Source organism: Jeotgalicoccus nanhaiensis (assembly GCF_015235105.1).
Taxonomy (GTDB): domain Bacteria; phylum Bacillota; class Bacilli; order Staphylococcales; family Salinicoccaceae; genus Jeotgalicoccus; species Jeotgalicoccus nanhaiensis.
This window is the reverse complement of sequence record NZ_JADGLW010000002.1, coordinates 18,869-40,428: the sequence shown is the minus strand read 5'-3', so window position 1 is coordinate 40,428 and position 21,560 is coordinate 18,869. Positions and strand designations below refer to the sequence as shown.

Annotated in this window: 23 protein-coding genes; 1 reads left to right on the top strand and 22 read right to left on the bottom strand. The window is 40.0% G+C overall.

Annotation, left to right across the window (positions count from 1 at the left end):
• Nucleotides 1-20: 20 nt before the first annotated feature.
• From IR135_RS02445 to IR135_RS02375, 15 genes are all read right to left on the bottom strand, one after another.
• Nucleotides 21-1,133 (bottom strand): sugar-transfer associated ATP-grasp domain-containing protein, encoded by a 1,113-nt coding sequence (locus IR135_RS02445; protein ID WP_167753347.1) that lies wholly within the window; start codon nt 1,131-1,133, stop codon nt 21-23.
• Complete coding sequence (locus tag IR135_RS02440; protein ID WP_135096428.1) at nt 1,130-2,323, bottom strand: DegT/DnrJ/EryC1/StrS family aminotransferase; 1,194 nt, start codon at nt 2,321-2,323, stop codon at nt 1,130-1,132. The genes IR135_RS02445 and IR135_RS02440 overlap by 4 nt, the downstream gene beginning before the upstream one ends.
• Nucleotides 2,324-2,326: 3 nt before the next feature.
• A complete protein-coding gene (locus IR135_RS02435; RefSeq protein WP_135096426.1) occupies nt 2,327-3,139 on the bottom strand; it encodes a formyltransferase family protein in 813 nt (270 codons plus the stop codon).
• A 9-nt stretch (nt 3,140-3,148) separates the two neighbouring features.
• Nucleotides 3,149-3,736 carry a sugar transferase gene (locus IR135_RS02430; protein WP_135096424.1) on the bottom strand — a complete coding sequence of 196 codons (588 nt, stop codon included), beginning with the start codon at nt 3,734-3,736 and terminating at the stop codon, nt 3,149-3,151.
• Entirely contained in the window at nt 3,720-4,895 is a 1,176-nt protein-coding gene (locus tag IR135_RS02425) for a glycosyltransferase family 4 protein (protein WP_135096422.1), read from the bottom strand. Before IR135_RS02425 ends, IR135_RS02430 begins: the two co-directional genes overlap by 17 nt.
• Complete coding sequence (locus IR135_RS02420) at nt 4,896-6,170, bottom strand: nucleotide sugar dehydrogenase (RefSeq protein WP_135096420.1); 1,275 nt, start codon at nt 6,168-6,170, stop codon at nt 4,896-4,898.
• A complete protein-coding gene (locus tag IR135_RS02415) occupies nt 6,163-7,503 on the bottom strand; it encodes a hypothetical protein (protein ID WP_318272237.1) in 1,341 nt (446 codons plus the stop codon). Before IR135_RS02415 ends, IR135_RS02420 begins: the two co-directional genes overlap by 8 nt.
• 9 nt (nt 7,504-7,512) lie before the next feature.
• Nucleotides 7,513-8,517, bottom strand: a complete 1,005-nt coding sequence (locus IR135_RS02410) for an NAD-dependent epimerase (protein WP_135096418.1) — start codon at nt 8,515-8,517, stop codon at nt 7,513-7,515.
• A gap of 21 nt (nt 8,518-8,538) precedes the next feature.
• Nucleotides 8,539-10,389: a nucleoside-diphosphate sugar epimerase/dehydratase gene (locus IR135_RS02405; RefSeq protein WP_135096416.1), complete on the bottom strand. Its 1,851-nt coding sequence runs from the start codon at nt 10,387-10,389 to the stop codon at nt 8,539-8,541.
• 19 nt (nt 10,390-10,408) lie between these two features.
• Nucleotides 10,409-11,200 carry a tyrosine-protein phosphatase gene (locus IR135_RS02400; protein WP_135096414.1) on the bottom strand — a complete coding sequence of 264 codons (792 nt, stop codon included), beginning with the start codon at nt 11,198-11,200 and terminating at the stop codon, nt 10,409-10,411.
• Nucleotides 11,200-11,907: a CpsD/CapB family tyrosine-protein kinase gene (locus tag IR135_RS02395; protein WP_135096412.1), complete on the bottom strand. Its 708-nt coding sequence runs from the start codon at nt 11,905-11,907 to the stop codon at nt 11,200-11,202. Before IR135_RS02395 ends, IR135_RS02400 begins: the two co-directional genes overlap by 1 nt.
• An 11-nt stretch (nt 11,908-11,918) precedes the next feature.
• A complete protein-coding gene (locus IR135_RS02390) occupies nt 11,919-12,593 on the bottom strand; it encodes a YveK family protein (protein ID WP_135096410.1) in 675 nt (224 codons plus the stop codon).
• Nucleotides 12,594-13,492: 899 nt separating this feature from the next.
• The gene (locus IR135_RS02385; RefSeq protein ID WP_135096408.1) at nt 13,493-13,762 is read right to left on the bottom strand and encodes a hypothetical protein; all 270 of its coding nucleotides are present in this window, start codon (nt 13,760-13,762) and stop codon (nt 13,493-13,495) included.
• Between the two features lie 131 nt (nt 13,763-13,893).
• Entirely contained in the window at nt 13,894-15,399 is a 1,506-nt protein-coding gene (locus IR135_RS02380; protein WP_135096406.1) for a TcaA second domain-containing protein, read from the bottom strand.
• Nucleotides 15,400-15,413: 14 nt separating this feature from the next.
• Nucleotides 15,414-16,184, bottom strand: a complete 771-nt coding sequence (locus tag IR135_RS02375) for a zinc ribbon domain-containing protein (RefSeq protein ID WP_135096404.1) — start codon at nt 16,182-16,184, stop codon at nt 15,414-15,416.
• Nucleotides 16,185-16,387: 203 nt separating this feature from the next.
• Between IR135_RS02375 and IR135_RS02370 the strand changes: the two genes are divergently transcribed.
• Nucleotides 16,388-17,866 (top strand): helix-turn-helix domain-containing protein, encoded by a 1,479-nt coding sequence (locus IR135_RS02370; RefSeq protein WP_135096402.1) that lies wholly within the window; start codon nt 16,388-16,390, stop codon nt 17,864-17,866.
• Nucleotides 17,867-17,937: 71 nt separating this feature from the next.
• Here the strand turns inward: IR135_RS02370 and IR135_RS02365 are convergent, their stop codons facing one another.
• From IR135_RS02365 to IR135_RS02335, 7 genes are all read right to left on the bottom strand, one after another.
• Nucleotides 17,938-18,204, bottom strand: coding sequence for a zinc-ribbon domain-containing protein (locus IR135_RS02365; protein ID WP_135096400.1), 267 nt, complete (start codon nt 18,202-18,204; stop codon nt 17,938-17,940).
• Nucleotides 18,205-18,311: 107 nt separating this feature from the next.
• Nucleotides 18,312-18,575: a zinc-ribbon domain-containing protein gene (locus IR135_RS02360; RefSeq protein WP_135096398.1), complete on the bottom strand. Its 264-nt coding sequence runs from the start codon at nt 18,573-18,575 to the stop codon at nt 18,312-18,314.
• 132 nt (nt 18,576-18,707) lie between these two features.
• Nucleotides 18,708-19,376, bottom strand: a complete 669-nt coding sequence (locus IR135_RS02355) for a hypothetical protein (protein WP_135096396.1) — start codon at nt 19,374-19,376, stop codon at nt 18,708-18,710.
• 77 nt (nt 19,377-19,453) lie between these two features.
• Nucleotides 19,454-19,975, bottom strand: a complete 522-nt coding sequence (locus tag IR135_RS02350) for a YdcF family protein (RefSeq protein WP_135096394.1) — start codon at nt 19,973-19,975, stop codon at nt 19,454-19,456.
• Nucleotides 19,976-20,097: 122 nt separating this feature from the next.
• Nucleotides 20,098-20,469, bottom strand: coding sequence for a hypothetical protein (locus IR135_RS02345; RefSeq protein WP_135096392.1), 372 nt, complete (start codon nt 20,467-20,469; stop codon nt 20,098-20,100).
• 71 nt (nt 20,470-20,540) lie between these two features.
• Nucleotides 20,541-21,110, bottom strand: coding sequence for a YdcF family protein (locus IR135_RS02340; protein ID WP_135096390.1), 570 nt, complete (start codon nt 21,108-21,110; stop codon nt 20,541-20,543).
• A 20-nt stretch (nt 21,111-21,130) separates the two neighbouring features.
• A complete protein-coding gene (locus IR135_RS02335; protein ID WP_135096388.1) occupies nt 21,131-21,520 on the bottom strand; it encodes a hypothetical protein in 390 nt (129 codons plus the stop codon).
• Nucleotides 21,521-21,560 lie beyond the last annotated feature (40 nt).

The following is a 21,560-nucleotide window of genomic DNA, read 5'->3' as shown; positions in this document are numbered from 1 at the left end:
ACTCTCCTTTTTCACTACTGTTATTTCTTAATCAGCTGAATCATTTTTTCAGTATTTTTACCGAATACCGCCTTACCGCTCACCATCTGCGGAAACCACACTGACTGCCCTGACAAATTAAACTCGAGCAATACAATTCTGTTTTGTTCATCTAAAGTAAAGTCCCAGGAAATCATTCTCATATGCGGTGTTTTTTCGTGCATGCTTTTCGCTGTATTTATGAGTTTTTCGATTTCAGGAAGTCTGTAATTATCAAATACAGTGCCCGTATCCGGGTGACTTTTATAAACTTCTTTATAATGGGTAAATCCTTCACTGTTTAAAACTCCCTGATCTGTCACAGCAACCGATACTCCCCCGGCTTGTATATTATCAACATGATTTCCGCTTCTCCCCATGCTCAGTGTAATCGGTGCATGTTCAACTCTATCACCGACAATATAAGTAATTACTCTCAGCGTATTGATCGAATGCGGGTACAATTTTTCCAATTCTCTGCACGGAATAATTTTTTCCTGAATAATATAATTTTCCTTATAGGATTTAAATACTTCGCCGGAAGTTTTACCGCTTCGTTGGTCTGTTCCCCCGTGAAAATCACAGAGCGTTACCGAATCTCCCGAGCTTGAATCGAGCGTCGGTTTAATAATCGCTTCGCCGATATTATCGATGATTTCTTCTGCTGTCTCTTTCTCAATTATTTTTCTTTCCCCCGTGTAAAATATTCCGCTGTTATTAATCAGATACGTATCCGGCATCCTGACGTCTGCTATATTCTGATAGTATATGGGCAGCATGCTCTTATCACTCAGTACGCGTGCAATCTCCCGGTCGTTCAGCTTCCTTTCGAGCTTCAGTGTAAAGAGCACTTCCGGGAAGTAAAATTTATTGAACTTCCCATTGTAGCTTTGATACAGACGATGCCAGCGCGTAGATATTTTCTTATTGTAATTTCTTTTCCAAACCTGCTGAATCGCAGCTTCTTCTCCTTCTGACAGTTCTACATGGCTGAATAGGTGCCTCTTTTTAAAGATACTGAGGTATTCTCCTGCAAAAATTTTTACAAGATAAAATGAGTGAACCGCTTTAAGAAATTTTTCCGGCAGCAATTTCGAAAGTCGTTTCGATTTCAATGTATTTCCTCCCCGGCTATTGTAAGATTTGCTTGTTCTGATGGGATCTCTTGATATTCGCTAATCAGTGTCTTTATAAGATTAATGACTTCTTCGACATGTTCTTCAGTCATTTTAGTATCCGACGGCAGGCACAGCCCCGATTCAAACAAAGTTTTTGCATTATCCTCATCAAAGCTGAAGTAATCCGCACCGTAAAACACCGGCTGCAGATGCAGCGGTTTCCAGACATGTCTCGCTTCGATATTGTGACTGGCGAGATAGTTAATAATTTCTTCCGGCGTTAGATTTAACAGCTTTTTATCAATCGTCAGTGTGGTCAGCCAGCGCGTATGAAAAGAATGAGATATTTCTGGCATAAACGACAGTCCTGGTATAGAACCAAGACCTTTTTTATACTGCTCAAATATTGCTCTTTTCTTTTGGATGCGTTCGTCCAGCACTTCCATCTGTCCCCGTCCGATACCGGCACAGATATTGCTCAGTCTGTAGTTATATCCCGTTTCGCTGTGTGAATAAAACAAAGCCTTATCTTTAGCCTGGGCTGACTTTTTATGTGCTTGTTCCATCAGTGCCGCATCATTGGAAATCATCATGCCCCCGCCTGATGTCGTAATAATTTTATTGCCGTTAAATGAAAAGATGCCGATTTCTCCAAATGTTCCACTGTTCTGTCCCCTGTATGTCGCCCCGAGAGACTCGGCTGCATCTTCCACCACCGGCACCTTGTATTTTTTACAAATCGGCAGAAGCTTTTCCATTCGAGCAGACTGACCGTACAGATTAACGATAACTGCTGCTTTTGGCAGATGGCCTTTAGCAGCATATATTTGCAAAGCTTTCTCAAGTGCTTCAGGAGACATATTCCAGCTGTCAATTTCAGAATCGATAAAGACCGGTTTCGCACCGAGGTAAGTAATCGGATTAGCGCTCGCAATAAAGGTCAAACTCGAACAGAAAACATAATCTCCGGCCCTTACACCGAGCAGATCCAGTGCCAGATGAATACCCGCGGTCCCGCTCGACAAGGCACAGGCCCCTTTTGCTTCTGTATATTCTCTAATCTGCTCTTCGAAACGCGATACGTTTGAACCGAGCGGTGCAATCCAGTTTGTATCGAATGCTTCCTGAACGTACATTTCTTCCGTTCCGCCCATATGCGGTGACGACAAATAAATTCTTTCTTTCATATTTTAAGTCAGCTCCTTCGTCTCTCCTTCGTCTTTGTATCGGCCTGCAATTTGATCCAGCAGCGCTGAATCAACAAGTGTATAATAGCTTCCGCCGACTTGAACTTTAGCCCCTTCGTAAGGCGGATACCAGAAAGCTCTTATCTTTTTATTAATGATTTCGTCCGTATCATCCGGTTCAACATATTTCATAGCTTCGAATTCTTTCCTGTTGATATATCTGCCCGATGCAGTATCGTTTTTATAACTGTGTTTCAAGCAGTGCTCAAAGTCTCCGCTAAATATTTCTGTAAAAAGTTCAAACATTGCTTCCATACTTTTTTGTTCCAGCGACCAGGCAGTTTCTGCATCTGTAATATTAAATGTTTTAACTTTTAGAATTTCACCTGCATCAATGCTTTCCGTCATTTGATGAGCAGTCACCCCGTAATAATCGCGCTCATCCATAATTGCTGCATTATAGCCGCCGAGTCCCTGGTAGTCCGGCAAAGGTGCTGGATGAAAATTTACAGCAGCGGTATTTGCTGCCTGCAGCAGTTCCTTTTTAACCTTTAAAGGGAACAGGTATGAGATCACAATATCCAGTTTCTTGCCGTCAAAAGTCCGCTTTTCTAAATCCAGCAGTCTGTATAAATCCAAATGACTGTAAACCGGAATGTTATTTTCTTTTGCGTAGGAGGCTGTTGGACACTCATCTTCTGATCCTTGAAACTGCTGCATGCCGACTGTACCGATAACGTTGTAATTGTTTTTAAGCAGTATATCGAGCGCCAGTGCCGCCCATTTTTTTCTGCCGAGAAAAAGTACTGATTTCATTTATATCACCTAGTTTCCGGTGAAATATTCCACCATATTTCCGTCTTTGCCGTTGACGTTTTTACGCTTAAATAAATCCCGGATCGTCATGTACAGAATTTTTATATCCAATAAGAAGGACCGGTTTTCCACATACCAGACATCCATATCGAACTTCTCCTGCCAAGACAATTCATTGCGGCCGTTAACCTGGGCCCAGCCCGTGATGCCCGGTTTAATCATATGCCGTTTCATCTGCTCTCTATTGAACAGTTTTAAATACTGCATTAATAAAGGACGCGGGCCGACGAGACTTAAATCGCCTTTAAGTACATTAAACAGCTGCGGCAGCTCGTCGAGGCTGTACTTTCTAAGAAAGCTCCCGGTATCGGTCAAACGTTCTTCATCGCTTTTCAAATTGCCTGCAGCATCCCGCTCATCAGTCATCGAGCGGAATTTATAAATTTCAAACGGTTCTCCGTACTGGCCGATTCTCGTCTGTTTAAATATGACCGGCGAACCGAGCTTTTTTCTCACAACAAGTGCAATAACAGCAAGTACTGGAGAGATGCAAATAATTCCACCTGCTGCAGCTGTAACATCAAATAACCGTTTCATAACCGTCCTCCTCTACTAACTGACCGAATACTTCCAGCTGTTTTTTAACAACCTTTTTTTCATCGTATTCCTCTAAAGTTCGCGCATAGCCGGCCTCTTTCATCTGTTCGATAAGTTCTGGACGGTCAAGCAGATAACTCATAGCCCGGGCTAGTTCAGCCGTATCACCTACCGGAACGAGCAGGCCGTTTTCCCCGTGAGTGACTTCTTCTCTTGCCCCTCTGATATTCGTTGCAATAACCGCATTAAACATCGCCATAGCTTCTATTATCGAACGCGGCATACCTTCTCTGTATGACGGCAGGACAAAGACATCCGAGGCTGCATAATACAATTCCGGCGATTTAAGCTGACCGGTAAAAATAATACTCTGCTTGTCATGATATTTTTCAATCTCTTTCCCCGCTGTCTGGTCTCTTTCAGAGTCCGGCATACTACCCATGCATATTAAGACTGTGTCAGGATATATTTCATTTACTGAGCTGAAGGCTTCAAGCAAGTCCAAAATCCCTTTTTCCTTGACCATTCTTCCTAAAAAGCTGAAAACAACCGTTTCTTTGCCGATGCCGAGTTCTTTTTTCAGGCTGTTAATAGCAGATTGGCTGACGCTGTTATAATTAAAACGGGCGTCAAGATCGATACCGTTAGAAATATGAAGGCAGTTTTCTTCTCTTAAAAATCCTCCCTTTACAGCGAGCTCACAGTCTTCTCTGCTCTGAGTAAAAATATAATCTGTACAGAACCGCGCGGCATATTTTTCCAGCAGATAATAAAAGTAATACTGATATCTGCTCATGCCCTCATGAAAGTAAAAACCGTGAGCTGTATAAATGATGTGCGGCACACCGGATAATCTTCCTGCAATTCTTCCGAGCAGAGCAGCCACCGGTGTGTGAACATGCAGAATATCCGGCTTCACGGTTTTAAAAACTTTAATCATTGAGAGCAGTGTTTTAATATTGCTTGTAATATTGATGGAACGGGCCACATTGACATTATGAAAAACAACACCCGACTGTCTGATTTCATCTTCGTATTCATCAGCTGTACAGAGACTGTGCACCTCATATCCTTCTTCCATAAGCGTACTGTTCAAGGCTGACAGCAGCTTAACTTGAGACATACCGATTGCTGTTACCTGCATAATCTTTTTATTCATTTACAGCCTCCAGACTGACTGTCTGCCGATTAAATCTTCCACTTCAACCATGCCTTTAATATCGCAGACAATGCCGTTATTGCTTAAGGTACTCAAATAATCCTGCCTGTTATCAACATATTCCTGATGCGGTACTGCTATCACAAGAAAATCCGTTTGCTGAAGTTCAGTTTTATCAATCAGAGTAATACCATACAGCCGCTTCGCTTCTTCAGCATTTGCCTCGGCGTCATGCACAGCCACCTTCAGCCCGAAGTCTTTCAGCTCCTTAATCAGATCAATCACTTTCGTATTTCTTAAATCCGGTGTATTTTCTTTAAACGTCAATCCTAAAAAATTCAGAGTCGCTCCCCGGACAGGCAGATTCTTTCTGAGCATTTCTTTAATAATTGATACCGCGATATAGCCTGCCATGCCGTCATTAATTCTTCTGCCGGCAAGAATAATTTCAGGATGGTGGCCGACTTCCTGCGCTTTGTGAGTTAAATAGTAGGGATCGACCCCGATACAGTGTCCGCCGACAAGCCCCGGTGAAAATTTCAGAAAGTTCCACTTGGTGCCCGCCGCTGCGAGAACATCTTTAATTTCAATGCCGAGCTTATTAAAAATTACAGCAAGCTCATTCATCAGGGCGACGTTCACATCGCGCTGGATATTTTCAATTACTTTAGCCGCTTCTGCCACCTGGATACTTTCTGCTTTATACACTCCTGCCTTCACTACCGAGGAGTACGCTTCTGAGATAACATCTAATACTTCCGGAGTCTGCCCGCTGACCACCTTGGTAATTTTCTCAAAAGTATGTTCACGGTCCCCCGGATTAATCCGTTCAGGAGAATAACCGATAAAGAAATCTTCACCGCATTTTAAGTTCGAGTACTCTTCGAGAACAGGGACACAGACATCTTCAGTTGCACCCGGATAGACTGTCGATTCATAAACGATAATATCTCCTTTTTTCAGGATGCTGCCGACTGTTTCACTGGCCCTGATAAGCGGAGAGAGTTCCGGCTGCTTATGTTTGTTAATCGGTGTCGGCACCGCGATAATAATTAAATCGCACTCTAACAGAGTTGACTTATCACTTGTAAAATGAACATCTGCTGCTTTTAAATCTTCTTCTCTTGTTTCATGAGTACGGTCACAGCCCTTTTGCAATTCACTGATACGCTCTTTATTAATATCAAAACCGACTGTCTTGTGCTGTTTGCCGAAGGCAATCGCCACCGGCAGACCGACGTAACCCAGTCCCACAACCCCTATTTTTCTATTCATGAACTTCACCCATTTCATTTATGATGAACCGGATTTTCCCATTTTTCTCACGCGGAATATCTTTTAAAAAGATGAAATCGAACTGGCAGCCGCTGCCGAATTTCCTGTCCAGCCTCTCTTTAATTTCGAGAAGATCCTTCTTTCTATTGAAGGTCTCTTCGACAGCCAGATTCATAACAAATTTATTTCTCGCTTTTTGAATGAGCTGGAACTGGACTACCTTTTCTTCAAGACCGTCTATAATCCATGAAATATTAACATCCGTTACTTTATTGTTATTGCTGCCGATTAAATAATCGCTCTTTCTCCCGATAATCCGCTCGACTTGGAAATCATCAGTAAAAGAGTTTAAATACGGCTTATCCGACTTAATCTCAGCACGATCGCCGATTTTATACCTGATAATCGGCGTAGCATAGTTCAGAAAACTCGTCACAACCATTTCGTATATGTTCCCGTCAACTTTAAAGAATTCAAAAATACCTGTTTCATGTCCGACTGTGTATTTACCATCAGTATTTGTGTAAATAAAAGGTGCACCTTCACTGCTTGCGTACTGATCGACCACTGTTGTCTTAAATGCTGTTTCTATATCTTTTTTAACATGCGGCGCCAGCACTTCAGCTGTAGGAAATACAGCTTTTATCTTCCAGTGCGCTGTTTTTTTATTCTGAAGCATATATTTTGCGATCATATGTATCGCGGAAGGATAACCGTCCAGTGATACAGGGTTTTGTTTTTTCAAATTATCGAAGATAAATTTCATATTCTGATGATTAAACTGATAGGTTGCGTACAGTACCTGGTTAATCGGGAAATTATATCGCCATACGACCTTGCTGTTTTGCTCTTGTGAAATTTCATGACCGGTAAAAGAAGCCCGCTTTGAAAACGGCTTAACACCGTGCAGCAGTTTTATATAATCTAAATAAGCCATCCGTTTCGCCCGGTCGTGTTCAGAGTTATGCACAATTAAATTTTCACCGGTTGTACCGCTCGTTCTGTTTTGTCTGAGCTGGCCTTTAAGGTGAGACCTGTGAGACAGTTCCTTTCTTAAATCATCTTTAACAGTAAAAGGCAGCGACATAAATGTGTTTTCTACATCTTCTTCATCGACTTCTATTCCTTTATAAGCTTCGATATTTGCCGACAGATGCTGCAGCAGTTTTAACAGTTCCTCTGCCGGAGAAATGCGGTGATGAATATAATCTTCGAGGTAATCCCGGTACAGCCGGTTATACCTGTCTCTTTTCAATTTATAGCCGTACAGACTAGTAAACAGATGCTGCAGCATAATCGGCGATTTATAATAGACGTTTAATAATTGCTTCACAGAATCACCCTATTCGTAGTATTTTAAATACCAGTCTGCAAAATGACTGACGCCAGTCTTGATATCCGTGGCCGGCTTGAAATTAATATTTTTATATAAATCATCGACATCCGCATACGTTTCCGGCACGTCTCCCGCCTGCAGTCCCAAATAATTTTTCTTTGCTTCCTTGCCGAGTTTCTCTTCGATAGCTTCTATAAAGTCCATTAATTTTACCGGACTGTTATTGCCGATATTATAAATTTTATAAGGTGCACTGCTGGAACTCGGATCCGGCCAGTTGCCAGTCCAGTCGGGATTCGGTTCAGCAGGCAGATCCACCAGCCGGCTGATAGCTTCGACAATATCATCCACATAAGTAAAGTCCCGCATCATTTTGCCGTGATTGTAAACATCAATCGCTTCCTCCTTGACTATGGCTTCTGTAAATTTAAACAGGGCCATATCAGGTCTGCCCCAAGGTCCGTACACTGTAAAGAATCTGAGCCCGGTCGTCGGTATTTTAAACAAATGACTGTAGGTATGCGCCATCAGTTCATTAGACTTCTTAGTAGCAGCATACAGGCTGAGCGGATGATCGATATTTACCGATGTCGAAAAAGGTTTCAGTGTATTTGCACCGTATACAGAACTCGATGAGGCATAGATCAGATGCTTGACATCATTGTGCCTGCAGCCTTCCAGAATATTAACGAAACCGTTTATATTGCTGTCGATATAGACGTGCGGATTTTCGAGGCTGTAGCGCACACCTGCCTGAGCTGCCAGATTAATCACTATATCGGGCTTTTCCTGTCTGAATACTTCCGCCACCGCTTCTTTATCTGCGAGGTTAACCTCATAGTTTTTAAGCGAATTATTCAGTAAAACTTTCAGTCGGTCTCGTTTCAAGCCAACATCATAATAATCATTCAGATTATCAATGCCGATTACTTCGTGTTTTTCACCAAGCAGCCTTTTGGCTAAGTGGGAACCGATAAAACCGGCGGTTCCCGTCACTAATATTTTGACCATTGAATCTTCCCCTTCCTTTCATCAGCCTATTTCAAGTGAAATAACATTCTCACTGTTTTTTACAGCTTTATCTTTGTTAATAAAACTCAGTATTTTTTCTTTTACGGAATTTTCCTCAGCTGAAAGCAGTTCCTGTATGTGCTGTTCGATATCACTGAGAGGTGTTTCTGATACTTTGCCTCTGTAAATTTTTTCATAGACCTGTTCCGGGTGAATCTCATCTTCACTGAGCAGTTCCTCATACAGCTTCTCACCCGGTCTTAAACCGATATAATTTATTTCGATATCATCCTCTGTAAAACCGCTGAGCCTGATCATATTTTTAGCAAGATCGGTAATTTTCATCGGTTCGCCCATGTCCAGCACAAATACTTCTCCGCCCGCAGCTATTGTCCCTGCCTGAATGACGAGCCGGGAGGCCTCTGGTATTGTCATAAAATATCTCGTCATTCTCTCATCGGTAACAGTTACAGGTCCCCCGGCCAGTATCTGCTGTTTAAATTTAGGAATGACAGACCCCCTGCTGCCGAGCACGTTGCCGAATCTTACAGCGACGAGTGTCGTTTCTTCACAATTTTTATTTAAGGCCTGGACAATCATTTCCGCCATGCGTTTCGTTGCCCCCATAACGTTCGGCGGATTGACAGCCTTATCAGTTGAAATCATGACGAATTTTTTCGCCTTGAAGCGGCAGGCAGCTTCGGCAGTATTTTTAGTGCCGACGATATTGTTTTTTACAGCTTCCCGCGGATTATATTCCATCATCGGCACATGCTTATGCGCCGCAGCATGGTAGACAATATCCGGTCTGTATTTGCTGAATACTTCAAACATGCGCTCCCTGTTCTGGACATCAGCGATAACAGGAATGTATTTGATGTTATCTTTTTTACTGCTGACTTCTTCGAGAATGGTGTAAATGCTGTTTTCACCATTGCCGAGGAGCAGTATTTGTCTCGGATGGAACTTTGCAATCTGACGAACAAGCTCAGAACCGATACTGCCGCCGGCGCCGGTAATCAGTATAGTGCGGTCCATAACCTGGTCCTCGATTCCATCGGTATCGAGCTCAACAGGTTCCCGGCCGAGCAGATCTTCCACTTCTACCTTTTTCAAAATATTAACTTCGATTTTTCCTGACAACACTCCGTTGATACTCGGCATGGTCATCACTTCCACACCGTCGTGAAGCGACAGCTCATTAATTTTTCTAAGCTCATTTTTGTTTAAAGAAGGAATAGCAATAATGACTTTCTGAATGCCGTATTTTTTAATGAGACGCTGTATATCATCGCGGGTCCCTTCTACTCTGACACCGCCGCATACTTCCATCCGCTGTTTCAGCGGATCATCATCTACTGCTACGACCGGATTCATGCCGATTGCCGGAGATTCCAGCATCTGCTTAATCAGTACCGAGCCGCCTTTGCCGACACCGACAACCAGAGTTTTTGTCAGTGCTGTGGTTCTGATGTAATTGCCGTTTATATGATAAGCGACTACGCGCCAGGACAATCTCGATGCACCGATTAAAATTAAATGCATCATCCAGGTAATTATCATGAGTCTGGTAAACGAAAATTCAAAAATCATCAGAATAATAATGTATGACGTGAGGACGGAGCATGTGACCGCCTGTGCTATTGAAATCATTTCCCGGACACTTGCGAACTGCCAGGCCCGGTGATACAAGTTAAAGATATAGGCGAAAATATGGTGACTGACCAGAAGAATAACCGCTGCTACAAGAAGAACGGGCAGGGAGTACTCCAGGAAAAAAGGTTCCAGAATGTAATATCCGATAAACACCGAAAATGTCGCTATCAATGAATCTGCCACCAGAAATAGTAAAAAGCGTTTTTTAACACCCATAATTAAACACTTCTCTCCTCTAAAATAGACCCCATAAGTTTCGTCTTTTCTTTTTCTTAAACTCATGTCTCAAGTCGTTCCGCGCCGGTGACTTTACAGTCACTTCTTCGTTATTCAAGATCGCCTCTGCATTGTTTTTAAGATAATATACGTAGGATTTCCCGAGTTCCGTTTCGATAATTTTGTACGCTTCAAGCAGCATAAAAGGCCTCGTTACCGAATGATGTGCATCACTTGCAACAACATGGACAAGATTCTGCTCGATCATTTTTAAAGTCTGAGCTTTTAAATTGCTGCCGAACAAACCTGTGACGGAACCTGCTGTAATCTGGGTAATAACTCCTTTATCAACGAGCTTGTACAGTTCATCAATATTATCCATCAGCGGTGTGCACCTTTCAGGATGGGCAACTACTGGAACAAATCCATTCATCTGAAGATCGAAAATCAGCTGGTCTGTGTAATCAGCTATTTCAATATAAGAAAATTCAATAAGCACATACCGGGAATTATTAAGAGTAATACTTGTACCGGACAAGAGCTGGTACAAGAGATTCGGATTAATTCTGACTTCCTGTCCCGGATACAGCCTGACAGCAATCTCCGTACTCTCTGCAGCCCTGTTTAAGAGAGTCAGCATTTCCGTTACTTTTTCTCCTGGATTTTCAAAATCTCCGCTGTAGTGATGCGGCGTCACGATGATATCCGTTATTCCCGCAGCCTCGGCCTGCAGAAGCAGTTTAATTGCTTCTTCTTCTGAGTCAGGACCGTCATCCGCCCTGATTAAAACATGATTATGGATATCGATCATCAATCATCACTCCCGTAATAATGATAGTTATTTTTGCTTTCTTTTTTCATATTGACGTTATTCAGAACAACCCCGAGTATTTTGGAATCTGTTTTTTCAAGCAGCTGTTTCGCTTCCTTCAGCCTGTGCACGTTATTATTTTTTACATCGGTCACAATGACAGTACCGTCTGTGTGCTTACTTAAGATTTGAGCATCGGTGACGGCGAGAACCGGCGGTGAATCGACAATAATCATGTCGTAGTGACTTTTCAATTCTCTTAAGAGCTGAGTCATTTTTATAGATGACAGCAATTCCGACGGATTCGGCGGTACGGGACCTGAAGTGATAAGATCCAAATTTTCAACAGATGTGTGTTTAATAATCTCTTCCATATGCAGCTGATTAACAATGCTTGTGGTCAGACCACTTTGATTGGAAAGCCCGAAGGTATAATGGCTGGTCGGACGTCTGAGATCTGCATCGACAAGAACGGTCCTCTTTCCCGCCTGGGCAAAAGCAGCTGCCACGTTTGCCGCCGTGGTTGACTTTCCTGCTCCGGGCATCTCGGATGTAAATAAAACAGACTGAATATCGCTGTCGACATTGGAAAACATTATATTCGTTCTGATAATTCTGTACTGCTCGCTGATCAGTGAATTTCCCGGCTGTAAAAACGCGAGGTTTCTCGCCTGGCTGTTCACAAAGCCTTCTTTTTTAAAATTCATAAACCCCGCCCCTATTTTTCAAATTTTGTCGTCACGCCGAGCACCGGCAGTCCGAGATGTTTCTCCACTTCTTCCGGTGTTCTCACCGAACGGTCAAGATAGGTTCTTAAAAATGCAATGACTATGCCGGTCACTGCCCCAATAAACAAACCGATAATAGTATTCAGCACAGGATCCGGTGACACCTGTACAGGATTATCTTCAATATTTGCAGGAGCAAGTACCGAGACGTTATCAACGCTCATAACTTCAGTGACTTTTTCCTGAAATACATCTGACAATTCGTTCGCAATCATCGCGGCGCGTGACTGACTTTCATCAGTTACTGTAATATTTATGACCTGCGATGATTCTTCTGTAACGATATTAATTTTTGCTGCGAGCTCTTCTGCTGTCTCTGTAAGCTCCAGCCTGTCTATAACATCGTTCAGTACGATTGGACTTTCAATAATGTCTCCGTATGTATTGATGAGCTGGAGACTTGTTTCAATATCCAAGTTATTGAACGACGTGCTTCTCTCTGACTGGCTGACGAGTATCTGTGTTTGGGCCTCGTACTTTGGAGTCATAAAAAATAAAGTAAATGCGAGAACGACCATTCCAAAAAATAAAGTCAGCAGTAAAATAAAAGGAAAATACTTTTTAATAACATCAAACATATGCTCAATACTCATATTTTCATCCATATTGACCTCCTACATGATAGTGGTAAATTTCTACCCCGCTCAAGGTAAAGTGAATGTAACATGCTTTTTAAATATTTGGAATATTATTACGGAAAGTATTTAGAATTCGTAATAAATAGATAAAAAATTCAAAAAAAAAAAAACGCTGTAACCCTTGGAGTATAAGGGTTACAGCGTTCTATTTTTCAATTTAAAATCGGTAATCACTTTTATGTTTATTAGATAAAATTATTGATAATAATAAGATTAGTATCACAGAAGGAGTAAAAATCACTAAATTTGAAAAGAAGACCGGTTCATAAATCAAAAGGCTTGAAAACGCGATTAAATATAAAGAAATATATGCTGCTGCTGAAAATGGAACAGAGATTGCAGCAGTATAGATGAGCAGAAATATAAAAAGAATCAGCGTGATGATGCCATTTGTTTCGAGAATACTGTCAAAAACAGTATATATGCTTTTCTGTAAAATAAAATTTTGATATATAAAATTTACTGTGAAAATTATAACAGCTGTTATTGTCACTGTAACAGAAGTAGTATACCGTCCGGTGGAGGAAATGTTAATCAGGATGAAATAGGATAAAAATGTCCCTCCCATGGTAATTAGAGCTGTACTGCTGAACGGAATTATGAGAATGATTGATACTGCCGGCAGCAGATAGAAAAGAAAGGCTTGATTATCTTTAGGTAGGAGGAGCAAACCCGAGCTTAAAATCAAGGACGCAGCGACGGAAACACCGCTTCCGTCAGTACCGCCCAGCAATATAAATCCGCTTATTATCCCGCCTGAAATTAAAAATACAGGAAGTTCTGATGGAATTTTATATAAAAAAATTAAAGAAATTAAAATATAAACTGCGGTTTTAGTCCAGCTGAACTCTCCTGCAGAGAAATCATTAATGAGTATAGTCAAAATATACAGCAGCCAGATTATATAGAATCCTGTCTTTACTGCGGTAAAAAAAAATTTTAGAATTACGCTGCAAATATATAAATATTGCTGTGAAGATCAATATATACAATGGCATGTCATTTTTCACGACATTTCCGAGTCCGCCGAAATCAATCGCTGTCAGATGGGCTGTGCTGAACAGCAGCGTAAAAATCAGAGTAAAAACAATTCCTTCATATGTAAACAGAAATTGAGACTTCCTTGGAAAGTTCACAGTGGCTTCACCACTTTCATTTTAGAATCATACATTGTATATATTACCAGTAAAATGAATACTTTAGTATCTATATTGCAATAGATAAAAAGAGCCCCTTTAAAGGGAGCTCTTGTTTTAAAGATACTTAATTATAAATCGGTGAAACTTGTAATTTTCAATTCCAGTGTTTCCGGGTCATACTCAATATTATAGCGTGTAGAGTAAGTCACCGGCTCATCAATATCATCATGCATTCTGCGTGTTTCCGCATCAATTACAATCGAGTTGCCGTCTTTGCTGTAATTGCTGAACGATACTCGCTGTATATCCATATTGCCAAATGAATCGCTGTCGAGATTGCCTTCCAGAATATCCAAAATATCAGAACCTTCAGCAATATAAGGTTCTACTTCGCCAATATCATCAAACAGATACATAAATTCCAGAGCATTTAAATAATCTCTGACCAGATTTTCAGCATTTGATTCCATATCTTCTTCAAACGATTCCCGGTTTTCTTCAATCTGTTCCTGTTCAGACACTTTATCGCGCTGGTTATAAATTGCTTCTTCATCAAATTTCACTTCAAGCATATAGTAAGGAATAGATTCGTCATAATCGGAAAACAGTTCGTCACTGTCTTCATTTAAATTAAGCGTTACGCTGTCCATGTTAAAAGTTTCACCGCCGTATTCGACTGTGCCTTCTATTACGTATTCCTCATCATATTTAAATGGGCCGATTTTTGGATTTGCATCGAGCTCTTCATCTTCTGCGAACGGCTCCCCGTTCAATGTCAATGAAATATCTTCACTGCTGATATCCAAACCGTAGAATGAAAGTGCAGGGACAGTCAGTTCCACGTTATACAGATCTGCATTCAAAATACCTTCTACTCTATCATAGGACTCTGCAAAATTCACTTGAACTGATGCGTTATATTCTTCTGATTCATTAATAATTCCGGTACCATCAAAATTATATTTACCCGGAATCAGTTCGTTAAATTTACTGTCACTGGTATTCCACGATACAGTTTCCCCATTAAATTCGTAGTTAAAAGTATCCAGTCCGCCGCTTTCTTCAACATATACATTGGATTTCGGAATACTAAACTGATAATCATCGAAGAATAAATATTTAGAACCGTTTTGTTCAATCGACAGCAGCGTATGCAGCCCGTCATGAATGTCATTGCCTGGCACACCGTCACTGAGATACGTCTTTTGTTCATTAATCATATCCTGATACTGAGACATGCCGATTTCACTGTCTACATAGGCAAAGTAAGCCAGTGCTTCTTCTTCTGATATATCGGTGCTGACTGCGTTTTGAAATGACTCTGTGTCTTCACTCGTTACAGCTTCACTGATATCGTCGAGCGCGGCGTCCGGGGACGCCATATTTTCAAGTACTTTATAAATTATAAACAATGCAATAATCACTGCTGCTGCAATGCTGATAATCGTAATTAATTTTTTCTTTTTCTTCGGATCCATAGGTTCGCGCGCAGCATCATCTGAAGCTGTCTGTGATGTCACATAAGCCGGCTGCTCTTTCTTTTCCTCGTCTTGTGCGGATACAGGCGTACCGCAGTGAGTGCACACTTTAGCGTTATCGCGAAGTTCATGTCCGCAATTCTTACAAAATTTCATTGGCTCCTCCTAATTTAAAACATAAATAAATCTTCCATATAGTACAGGGACTGTGCAATTGCAATACGGACTAAAATATAATAAATAATTGCATTAATAATGAAGTAAATAATTAATGAGTAGTAGCTGTCAAACTTCACATTGTGATTCTGTGCGTACTTCAGGCAAATATAAATCGGTGCTGTAATAAATAACAGTGATCCAACTACCCAGAAAAGCATACCGATTTCCACCAGTGTAATTGCTGAAAAGCCAATTGCCACTACAAACAAGCCGAGTACAATCGTTGTAGAAACAGAAAAATCATGCAGAATCTGCTGCCAGCTCTTCGCATTTTTCAACAATAAAACATTCATGAGCATGGTGACCCCGTAATATATAGCAATTAATACTGCCAGCACGAAGAAAATTCTAAACAGTACAGAGAATGGAACTGACGTGTAAGGACCTGCCAGCGACCGCCCCATAATAAAGAAGAGCAGACTGACAATTACTGCTGCCATACCAACCGTCCCCGATGTAACAGATGGATCGTAAATTTTGTCGGCTCCAATCATTCTTCCCGGTCTTAAAAAAGAATTTTTAATAAAAGATAAAACCGTTTTAAAATATGTATTGCTGTTAGGCGCTGAAGTGCCTGCTTTTCCTTGCTGATTTGTATCAGACACCATCTTAATATGACCGTTGTCAGGCTCGCTGCCTGTGATTTTTGAAACATCTGTTCCGCACTCTCCGCAGAAACGGTCACCTTCAAAAATCTGCGCCTTACAATTTGGACATTGCATAAATTTTCCTCCTTTTCCTTATTTATTTTAATTATAACAATCATTGCTTTTATAACAATAACTTATCAGAAAATTTATTCTTATAAACTAGATAAAAAGAACATACCTTTCATCAATCTTTTAACAATATTTTACAAGCACTACTTTAAAGAATATATAATGTTCGATATACTGAGATTAATTTATATACATGGGGTGGCATTATGTTAGAAGTATTAACAGCTTCAAATCATAGAAAATTTCAGCTGATCCAGTTCCTTTACCAGTCTGACAGTTTTATACATATTGATGATCTGGCACAGAAACTTGGAGCAAAAGTGAGAACCGTTTACGAGGATATTAGAGAAATTTCAGAGTCCGATTTATCGCATATATTTGAAATTGAATCGCGTTCTAAAGAATACAGTATTCGTTTTCACGATAACTGTTCTATCGACTCTTTCGGAAATTATATTATGAAAAATAATATATGTTTCAATATTATTGAATATACTCTTTTCAATAAAAATGTAACCGTTGATGATTTAGCTGATATCTATCATATTTCGCTACCGACCGTCTACCGTTTAATTGCACGTATTAATGAAGGACTGAAAGATAACTTTGAGATCAGTTTTTCAACTTCTCCCTGCTGTCTTCACGGTGACGAAATTGAAATAAGAAGCTTCTATATTCAATATCTGACAGAACGTTATGATATCAATGAGTGGCCTTTTACGGATATCGATCATGATGAATTATTAAAAATGTTTACGGCTTTCACTGATACATTAAAATTCAAACTTCAGTATTCTGACTTAAAATTACTGAAACTTTCTCTCGCAGTCTCACATATACGGGTAAGCCAGGGACATACAGTGGATAATCAGGGAGTTCGAACATCCGGCATTTTAAATATGCTGAATCAGTCTGATCAATTTTTTAAAATATTTTCTGCTGTCTTTAAAGGAGATTTCCATGCCCAAGTATTTACTGACAACCTGTCTTATATAATTTCCGACTATTTTTTCTTTAATCATGATGAACTGCTGAAAAGCGCGACAATTGACAGTTATTCTGCCCAATCCTACATTCATTTAACACAGATTATCAATGAATTAGCTACAGAATTTGACATACCAATCGATAACAGGGAAATGCTGATTTACAATATACATAACAGCGCCCAGCTCGGTATTCGCAATATTAATGTCAGACCACTAATCATCAATAATAAATTTATGCTGCTGCAGCAGTTCAGAGAATTGTTCCCAAAGTTCTATAGCAGTCTTAAAGTAAAATTAGAAAATTACGTTGAACTGATGGAGATTAAATATAATGAAGATTTTATTTTTCATTTAATGCACTCTTTTGTCACGAGATGGGAAAACCTGTTTAGAAATCTTTTAAAATCCCAGCGTAAAATTAAAGTAAAAGTGGTCAGCAGCCACGATATATATCATGCCCGGCTAATGCAGTCTATTTTGCAAACTGAATTTTATGAGCGTGTGGATACGGAATTAATCGATTCATATAATATCGAAGCGCTGCTCGAGACATCAGACGAAGTCGATTTACTGATTGCAAATTTCACCTTGCCCATATCGGACAGCAGAGTGATTGCGGTAAACGATATTCCGACAAACAAAGATATTAATTTGATTAATCACAAAATAAAAGAAATCAGATTGAGCGATAATTAAAAAACAGAGGTGTAAACGTTAATGAGTTTACACCTCTGCTTTTATTAATTTAGGATTATCCTGAGATTTTTCTATTCAGTCGACTTGCCGAACTTTCTGCGTTCCGCTTCAAGTTCCAGGTCGTCCACCTCGTCATCCAGATATGTTTCATCAGGAAGATTTTCTATCGGTTCATTGTAAGACACAGGACCGTCCAGAATTTCTTCTTCCACTGCTACGTTCTCAATTCTGTCTTCGACATCTTCGGCTTGTTCTCCGCCGTAAGTATATGCTCCGCAATTCGGACAAATAGCAGTCTCTTCGGCGATTTTCGCACCGCAATTTTGACATGCATCCATAATGTAAACCTCTTTTCCGTTTATGTTCTTAGACAAATACCCTTATCAAATATATCTAGTCATTTCATCATAAGAAAAAACTTCCCGGCAGCACCGGGAAGCAAACTTTAGTCTTCATCTGCACGGCCGAAATCACTGCGTTCTTTTTTCTGCTGTTTATTTAACTCGTCTTCAGGATAATTCTCTTCCGGCATATCTTCCATCTTATTATCTTTGCCGGGACCGTTTAAGAACTCCTCTTCAGGTGCTCTTTCCTGAATCAGACCGTTGGTATCTGTGAAATTCTCATCTTCGCGGATGAACTCTCCGCATGTTGGACAGACTCTTGTGCCTTCCAGTACTTCTTCACCGCAATTTTGACATGTCACCATAGGAATCACTCACTTTCAGTAAAGTATTTGCTAATAGATAAATACCCGATTAGATGTATATTAGTCATTTATTAATCAATCAAAATAAAAAAACCGTCCTTAATACAAATTAAGAACGGTGCAAATTTAAAATTATACCAGCTGATCTTTAAACATATCATCGTAAAATGACAGTGTGAATACCGAGTAGAATGATACCAGCGGCGATTGGATTAAATTGTTTTTCCATGCTGTTTCAAAGGCATTATCGATGTTGTAGTCCAGCACTGTCGTATAGAATACATCATCGTAAATCTTGCTGAGCACATGGTTGTTGCTTGCCTGCAGCTGTGTGATGACAACTTTAAGTGTCTCGTTCATATCGCCTGTGTTCTGCTCGACAAGACGCAGCAGCGGTTCGAGTTCTTTCGTCAGCTGAATCAGCTGAGCGCGGATTTCCTGGTTCTTGTCTTCAAGTTCCTTAGGAAAATCTAAAGGATAAAAGTCCTGATCAGCTTTTTCCAGAGTAAATCTTTCAAGCACTTCGTACTCTGAAGGATATTGAACTTTCTTATCTTCGCTCAAGACACCGTGAGTACTTTGCATGAGTGATAATCTGATTAAATCAATTCTGACGAAAGCACGGCAAAGTTTTACCACAGATAAGTGATTGAAACCTTCTTCTTTAAATTGAGCTAAAATGTCATCCAGATTTTTGGACTGCGCTTCAATCATCTCCGGCAGACGGGTCATTCTGTATGTAAAGTTTCTATAGTCTGTCTGATTCAATAATTCTTCTTTAGTTTCTTTATAGCTTTTCATGTAATCCCCTATTCTTTATGTCATTATTAACAGTTTAACATACAGGGGATTAAAATTTGATGCTCCTGCTGATTTTATTACTGATATCTTAACCGGGATAGTCTTCTGTATCTGCTCTTATTATAAAGCAGTTTGTCTTTAGTAAAAAACTTGTAATTCCGCAGCAGATACAATACTAATTTCACCGCTTCAGATGAATATTCGAGCAGTGTCGTTTGATGATTAACGCCTATAAATTTTAATTTTCTGCTTCCGTTAAACACCTTATTAAAAATCATTCTGGTGCGGAAAATATGGTACTGGCTCGTAACAATGATGACATGACTGTAATTTAATCTGGATAGTATCTGCTGAATTTCTACTGCGTTGTTGTAGGTAGTCGTTGAGAAGTATTCTGTGAGGATATGACGTTCGTCTATATAATCGTAGGTGGAGTTTAAAAGATCTTTCGTACCGCGGAGTTCGTTTTCGTCATTAAATGATGTAATTAGGATATGCGCCTTGCCGTAATCAAATTTCTGATAAAGATCTGCAACTGCTTTAAAGCGGCGGTAATCACCGTCAAGGTAGACAATTAGTGTTTTATTTTCATAAGACATAACAGTACTCACCTCACTTGTATTGTTACCTGCAGTGTAACAGGCCAGTACTTAGATACAGTTTTACAAAAGTAAAATTAATGTAAATAAAAAACCGTGAGATATCCTCTCACGGCTTGCTTTTATTCTGCAGTTTTTAAATTAATAGAATCTTCATTGTACTGATTGAAACTCACCATAATCCGGTCGGCTTCTTCTACAGTATCCAGTGTCATCGGCGGCTCTCCGCTGTATTGAATCGTTTCAATAAAATCTTCCCCGTTAAAATAAGATACGTAGCTTGAACGGTTAATTTCATAAGTATTAGATGGATCGTAGTCAATATAATCAGTAGTCATCATTTCTTCATTTTCAACAGCCTCACCATTATAGCCCATCCAGCTGCCTTCAGTGAGCGATCCCATATCCATCAGATTATCATCTGAACCGCCGCTGCACGCTGATAAAAGCATAATTCCCACGAGTAAACTCATAAAAGACAATTTGGTTTTCATTGATGTTCCCCTTTTCTGTTTAAAGTAAGTAACAGTTAAATAATAGCATAATATTGCTGGCTGTCTAACTGTTAACCAAAGAGATTATATAAGCCGAAGCGGTAGCCCCATATTTTTACAAACTCGCTAATCCAGTGGGAAAAAGCGTCTTCTCTGTCGAGACCTTTTTTTCCTTCAAGATTTGAAGCGGAGATATAGTTAAAGGTTTTTTCATTATCATTCAACCGTTCGAACGCTAGTTTTGCCCGTTTAAGATGATAATCACTTGTAACTATCATTGCAGATTCAAAATTATTATCTTCCATAATTTCTATAGTTCTCTCTGCATTTGAATACGTGCTGGTGGATTCAGTATCAACGATTACATCTTCCTCTTCGACACCGTAATGGCGAACAATAGATGTAAGTTCTTCAGCATTATATCTGTCCCCTGCTGGGGTAATCAGCACTTTACCGGCATAGCCTGACTGATATAAATCAGCAGCTCTCTCTACACGGCCCTGATCTCCGCCGCCGAGAATGACAATCACATCGCTGTCTTTTGGTGAATCAGACTCTCCAGGTATAAAACTTTCTATTAAAATTGCTATAAATGTAAGAGCAAGTATAACAAGTAAAGGGATTGCAATTTTAATATTCATTGTTGCCTCCGCATTTGATATTATTCAATTTCAACGAGCTGCATGCCATTTCTATTACTTTTATTAAAGCTGAGTATTATACCATCTGCTTCTTCAACTGAATTAAGCATCTCTGGTGTATCTTCATAGAGTTCTGTTTTTATAAACTCTTCACCATTGAAGTAGGATACATAAGTGTCACGGCTTACCTCATAATCTTTTTCTGGATTATACGGGATGAACTGCGACTGCATCATTGCCTTATTGTTTTCTAAAATACCCTTGTAGTTAACCCAGCGGTCTCCTACGAGATTGACTTTGTTGATAAGGTTGTTGCTTGTCGCCTGGGTAGTAGAAACATTATTACAGGCAGATAGAAGTAATAGAAAACAGCAAAAACACAAGAAGAGAATGGTTTTGAAGTAATACATAAGAGCCCTCCACAAATTGATTCATTAAAATCATACTATT

Bases quoted from the DNA above. Each gene is read 5' to 3' on its own strand.
- IR135_RS02405 (WP_135096416.1), bottom strand. From the start codon at position 10,389: ATGGGTGTTAAAAAACGCTTTTTACTATTTCTGGTGGCAGATTCATTG.
- IR135_RS02435 (WP_135096426.1), bottom strand. From the start codon at position 3,139: ATGAAATCAGTACTTTTTCTCGGCAGAAAAAAATGGGCGGCACTGGCG.
- IR135_RS02365 (WP_135096400.1), bottom strand. From the start codon at position 18,204: ATGGATGCATGTCAAAATTGCGGTGCGAAAATCGCCGAAGAGACTGCT.
- IR135_RS02360 (WP_135096398.1), bottom strand. From the start codon at position 18,575: ATGGTGACATGTCAAAATTGCGGTGAAGAAGTACTGGAAGGCACAAGA.
- IR135_RS02390 (WP_135096410.1), bottom strand. From the start codon at position 12,593: ATGGATGAAAATATGAGTATTGAGCATATGTTTGATGTTATTAAAAAG.
- IR135_RS02410 (WP_135096418.1), bottom strand. From the start codon at position 8,517: ATGGTCAAAATATTAGTGACGGGAACCGCCGGTTTTATCGGTTCCCAC.
- IR135_RS02355 (WP_135096396.1), bottom strand. From the start codon at position 19,376: ATGAAAAGCTATAAAGAAACTAAAGAAGAATTATTGAATCAGACAGAC.
- IR135_RS02430 (WP_135096424.1), bottom strand. From the start codon at position 3,736: ATGAAACGGTTATTTGATGTTACAGCTGCAGCAGGTGGAATTATTTGC.
- IR135_RS02340 (WP_135096390.1), bottom strand. From the start codon at position 21,110: ATGAATATTAAAATTGCAATCCCTTTACTTGTTATACTTGCTCTTACA.
- IR135_RS02395 (WP_135096412.1), bottom strand. From the start codon at position 11,907: ATGAATTTTAAAAAAGAAGGCTTTGTGAACAGCCAGGCGAGAAACCTC.
- IR135_RS02370 (WP_135096402.1), top strand. From the start codon at position 16,388: ATGTTAGAAGTATTAACAGCTTCAAATCATAGAAAATTTCAGCTGATC.
- IR135_RS02400 (WP_135096414.1), bottom strand. From the start codon at position 11,200: ATGATCGATATCCATAATCATGTTTTAATCAGGGCGGATGACGGTCCT.
- IR135_RS02440 (WP_135096428.1), bottom strand. From the start codon at position 2,323: ATGAAAGAAAGAATTTATTTGTCGTCACCGCATATGGGCGGAACGGAA.
- IR135_RS02335 (WP_135096388.1), bottom strand. From the start codon at position 21,520: ATGTATTACTTCAAAACCATTCTCTTCTTGTGTTTTTGCTGTTTTCTA.
- IR135_RS02350 (WP_135096394.1), bottom strand. From the start codon at position 19,975: ATGTCTTATGAAAATAAAACACTAATTGTCTACCTTGACGGTGATTAC.
- IR135_RS02375 (WP_135096404.1), bottom strand. From the start codon at position 16,184: ATGCAATGTCCAAATTGTAAGGCGCAGATTTTTGAAGGTGACCGTTTC.
- IR135_RS02380 (WP_135096406.1), bottom strand. From the start codon at position 15,399: ATGAAATTTTGTAAGAATTGCGGACATGAACTTCGCGATAACGCTAAA.
- IR135_RS02425 (WP_135096422.1), bottom strand. From the start codon at position 4,895: ATGAATAAAAAGATTATGCAGGTAACAGCAATCGGTATGTCTCAAGTT.
- IR135_RS02420 (WP_135096420.1), bottom strand. From the start codon at position 6,170: ATGAATAGAAAAATAGGGGTTGTGGGACTGGGTTACGTCGGTCTGCCG.
- IR135_RS02345 (WP_135096392.1), bottom strand. From the start codon at position 20,469: ATGAAAACCAAATTGTCTTTTATGAGTTTACTCGTGGGAATTATGCTT.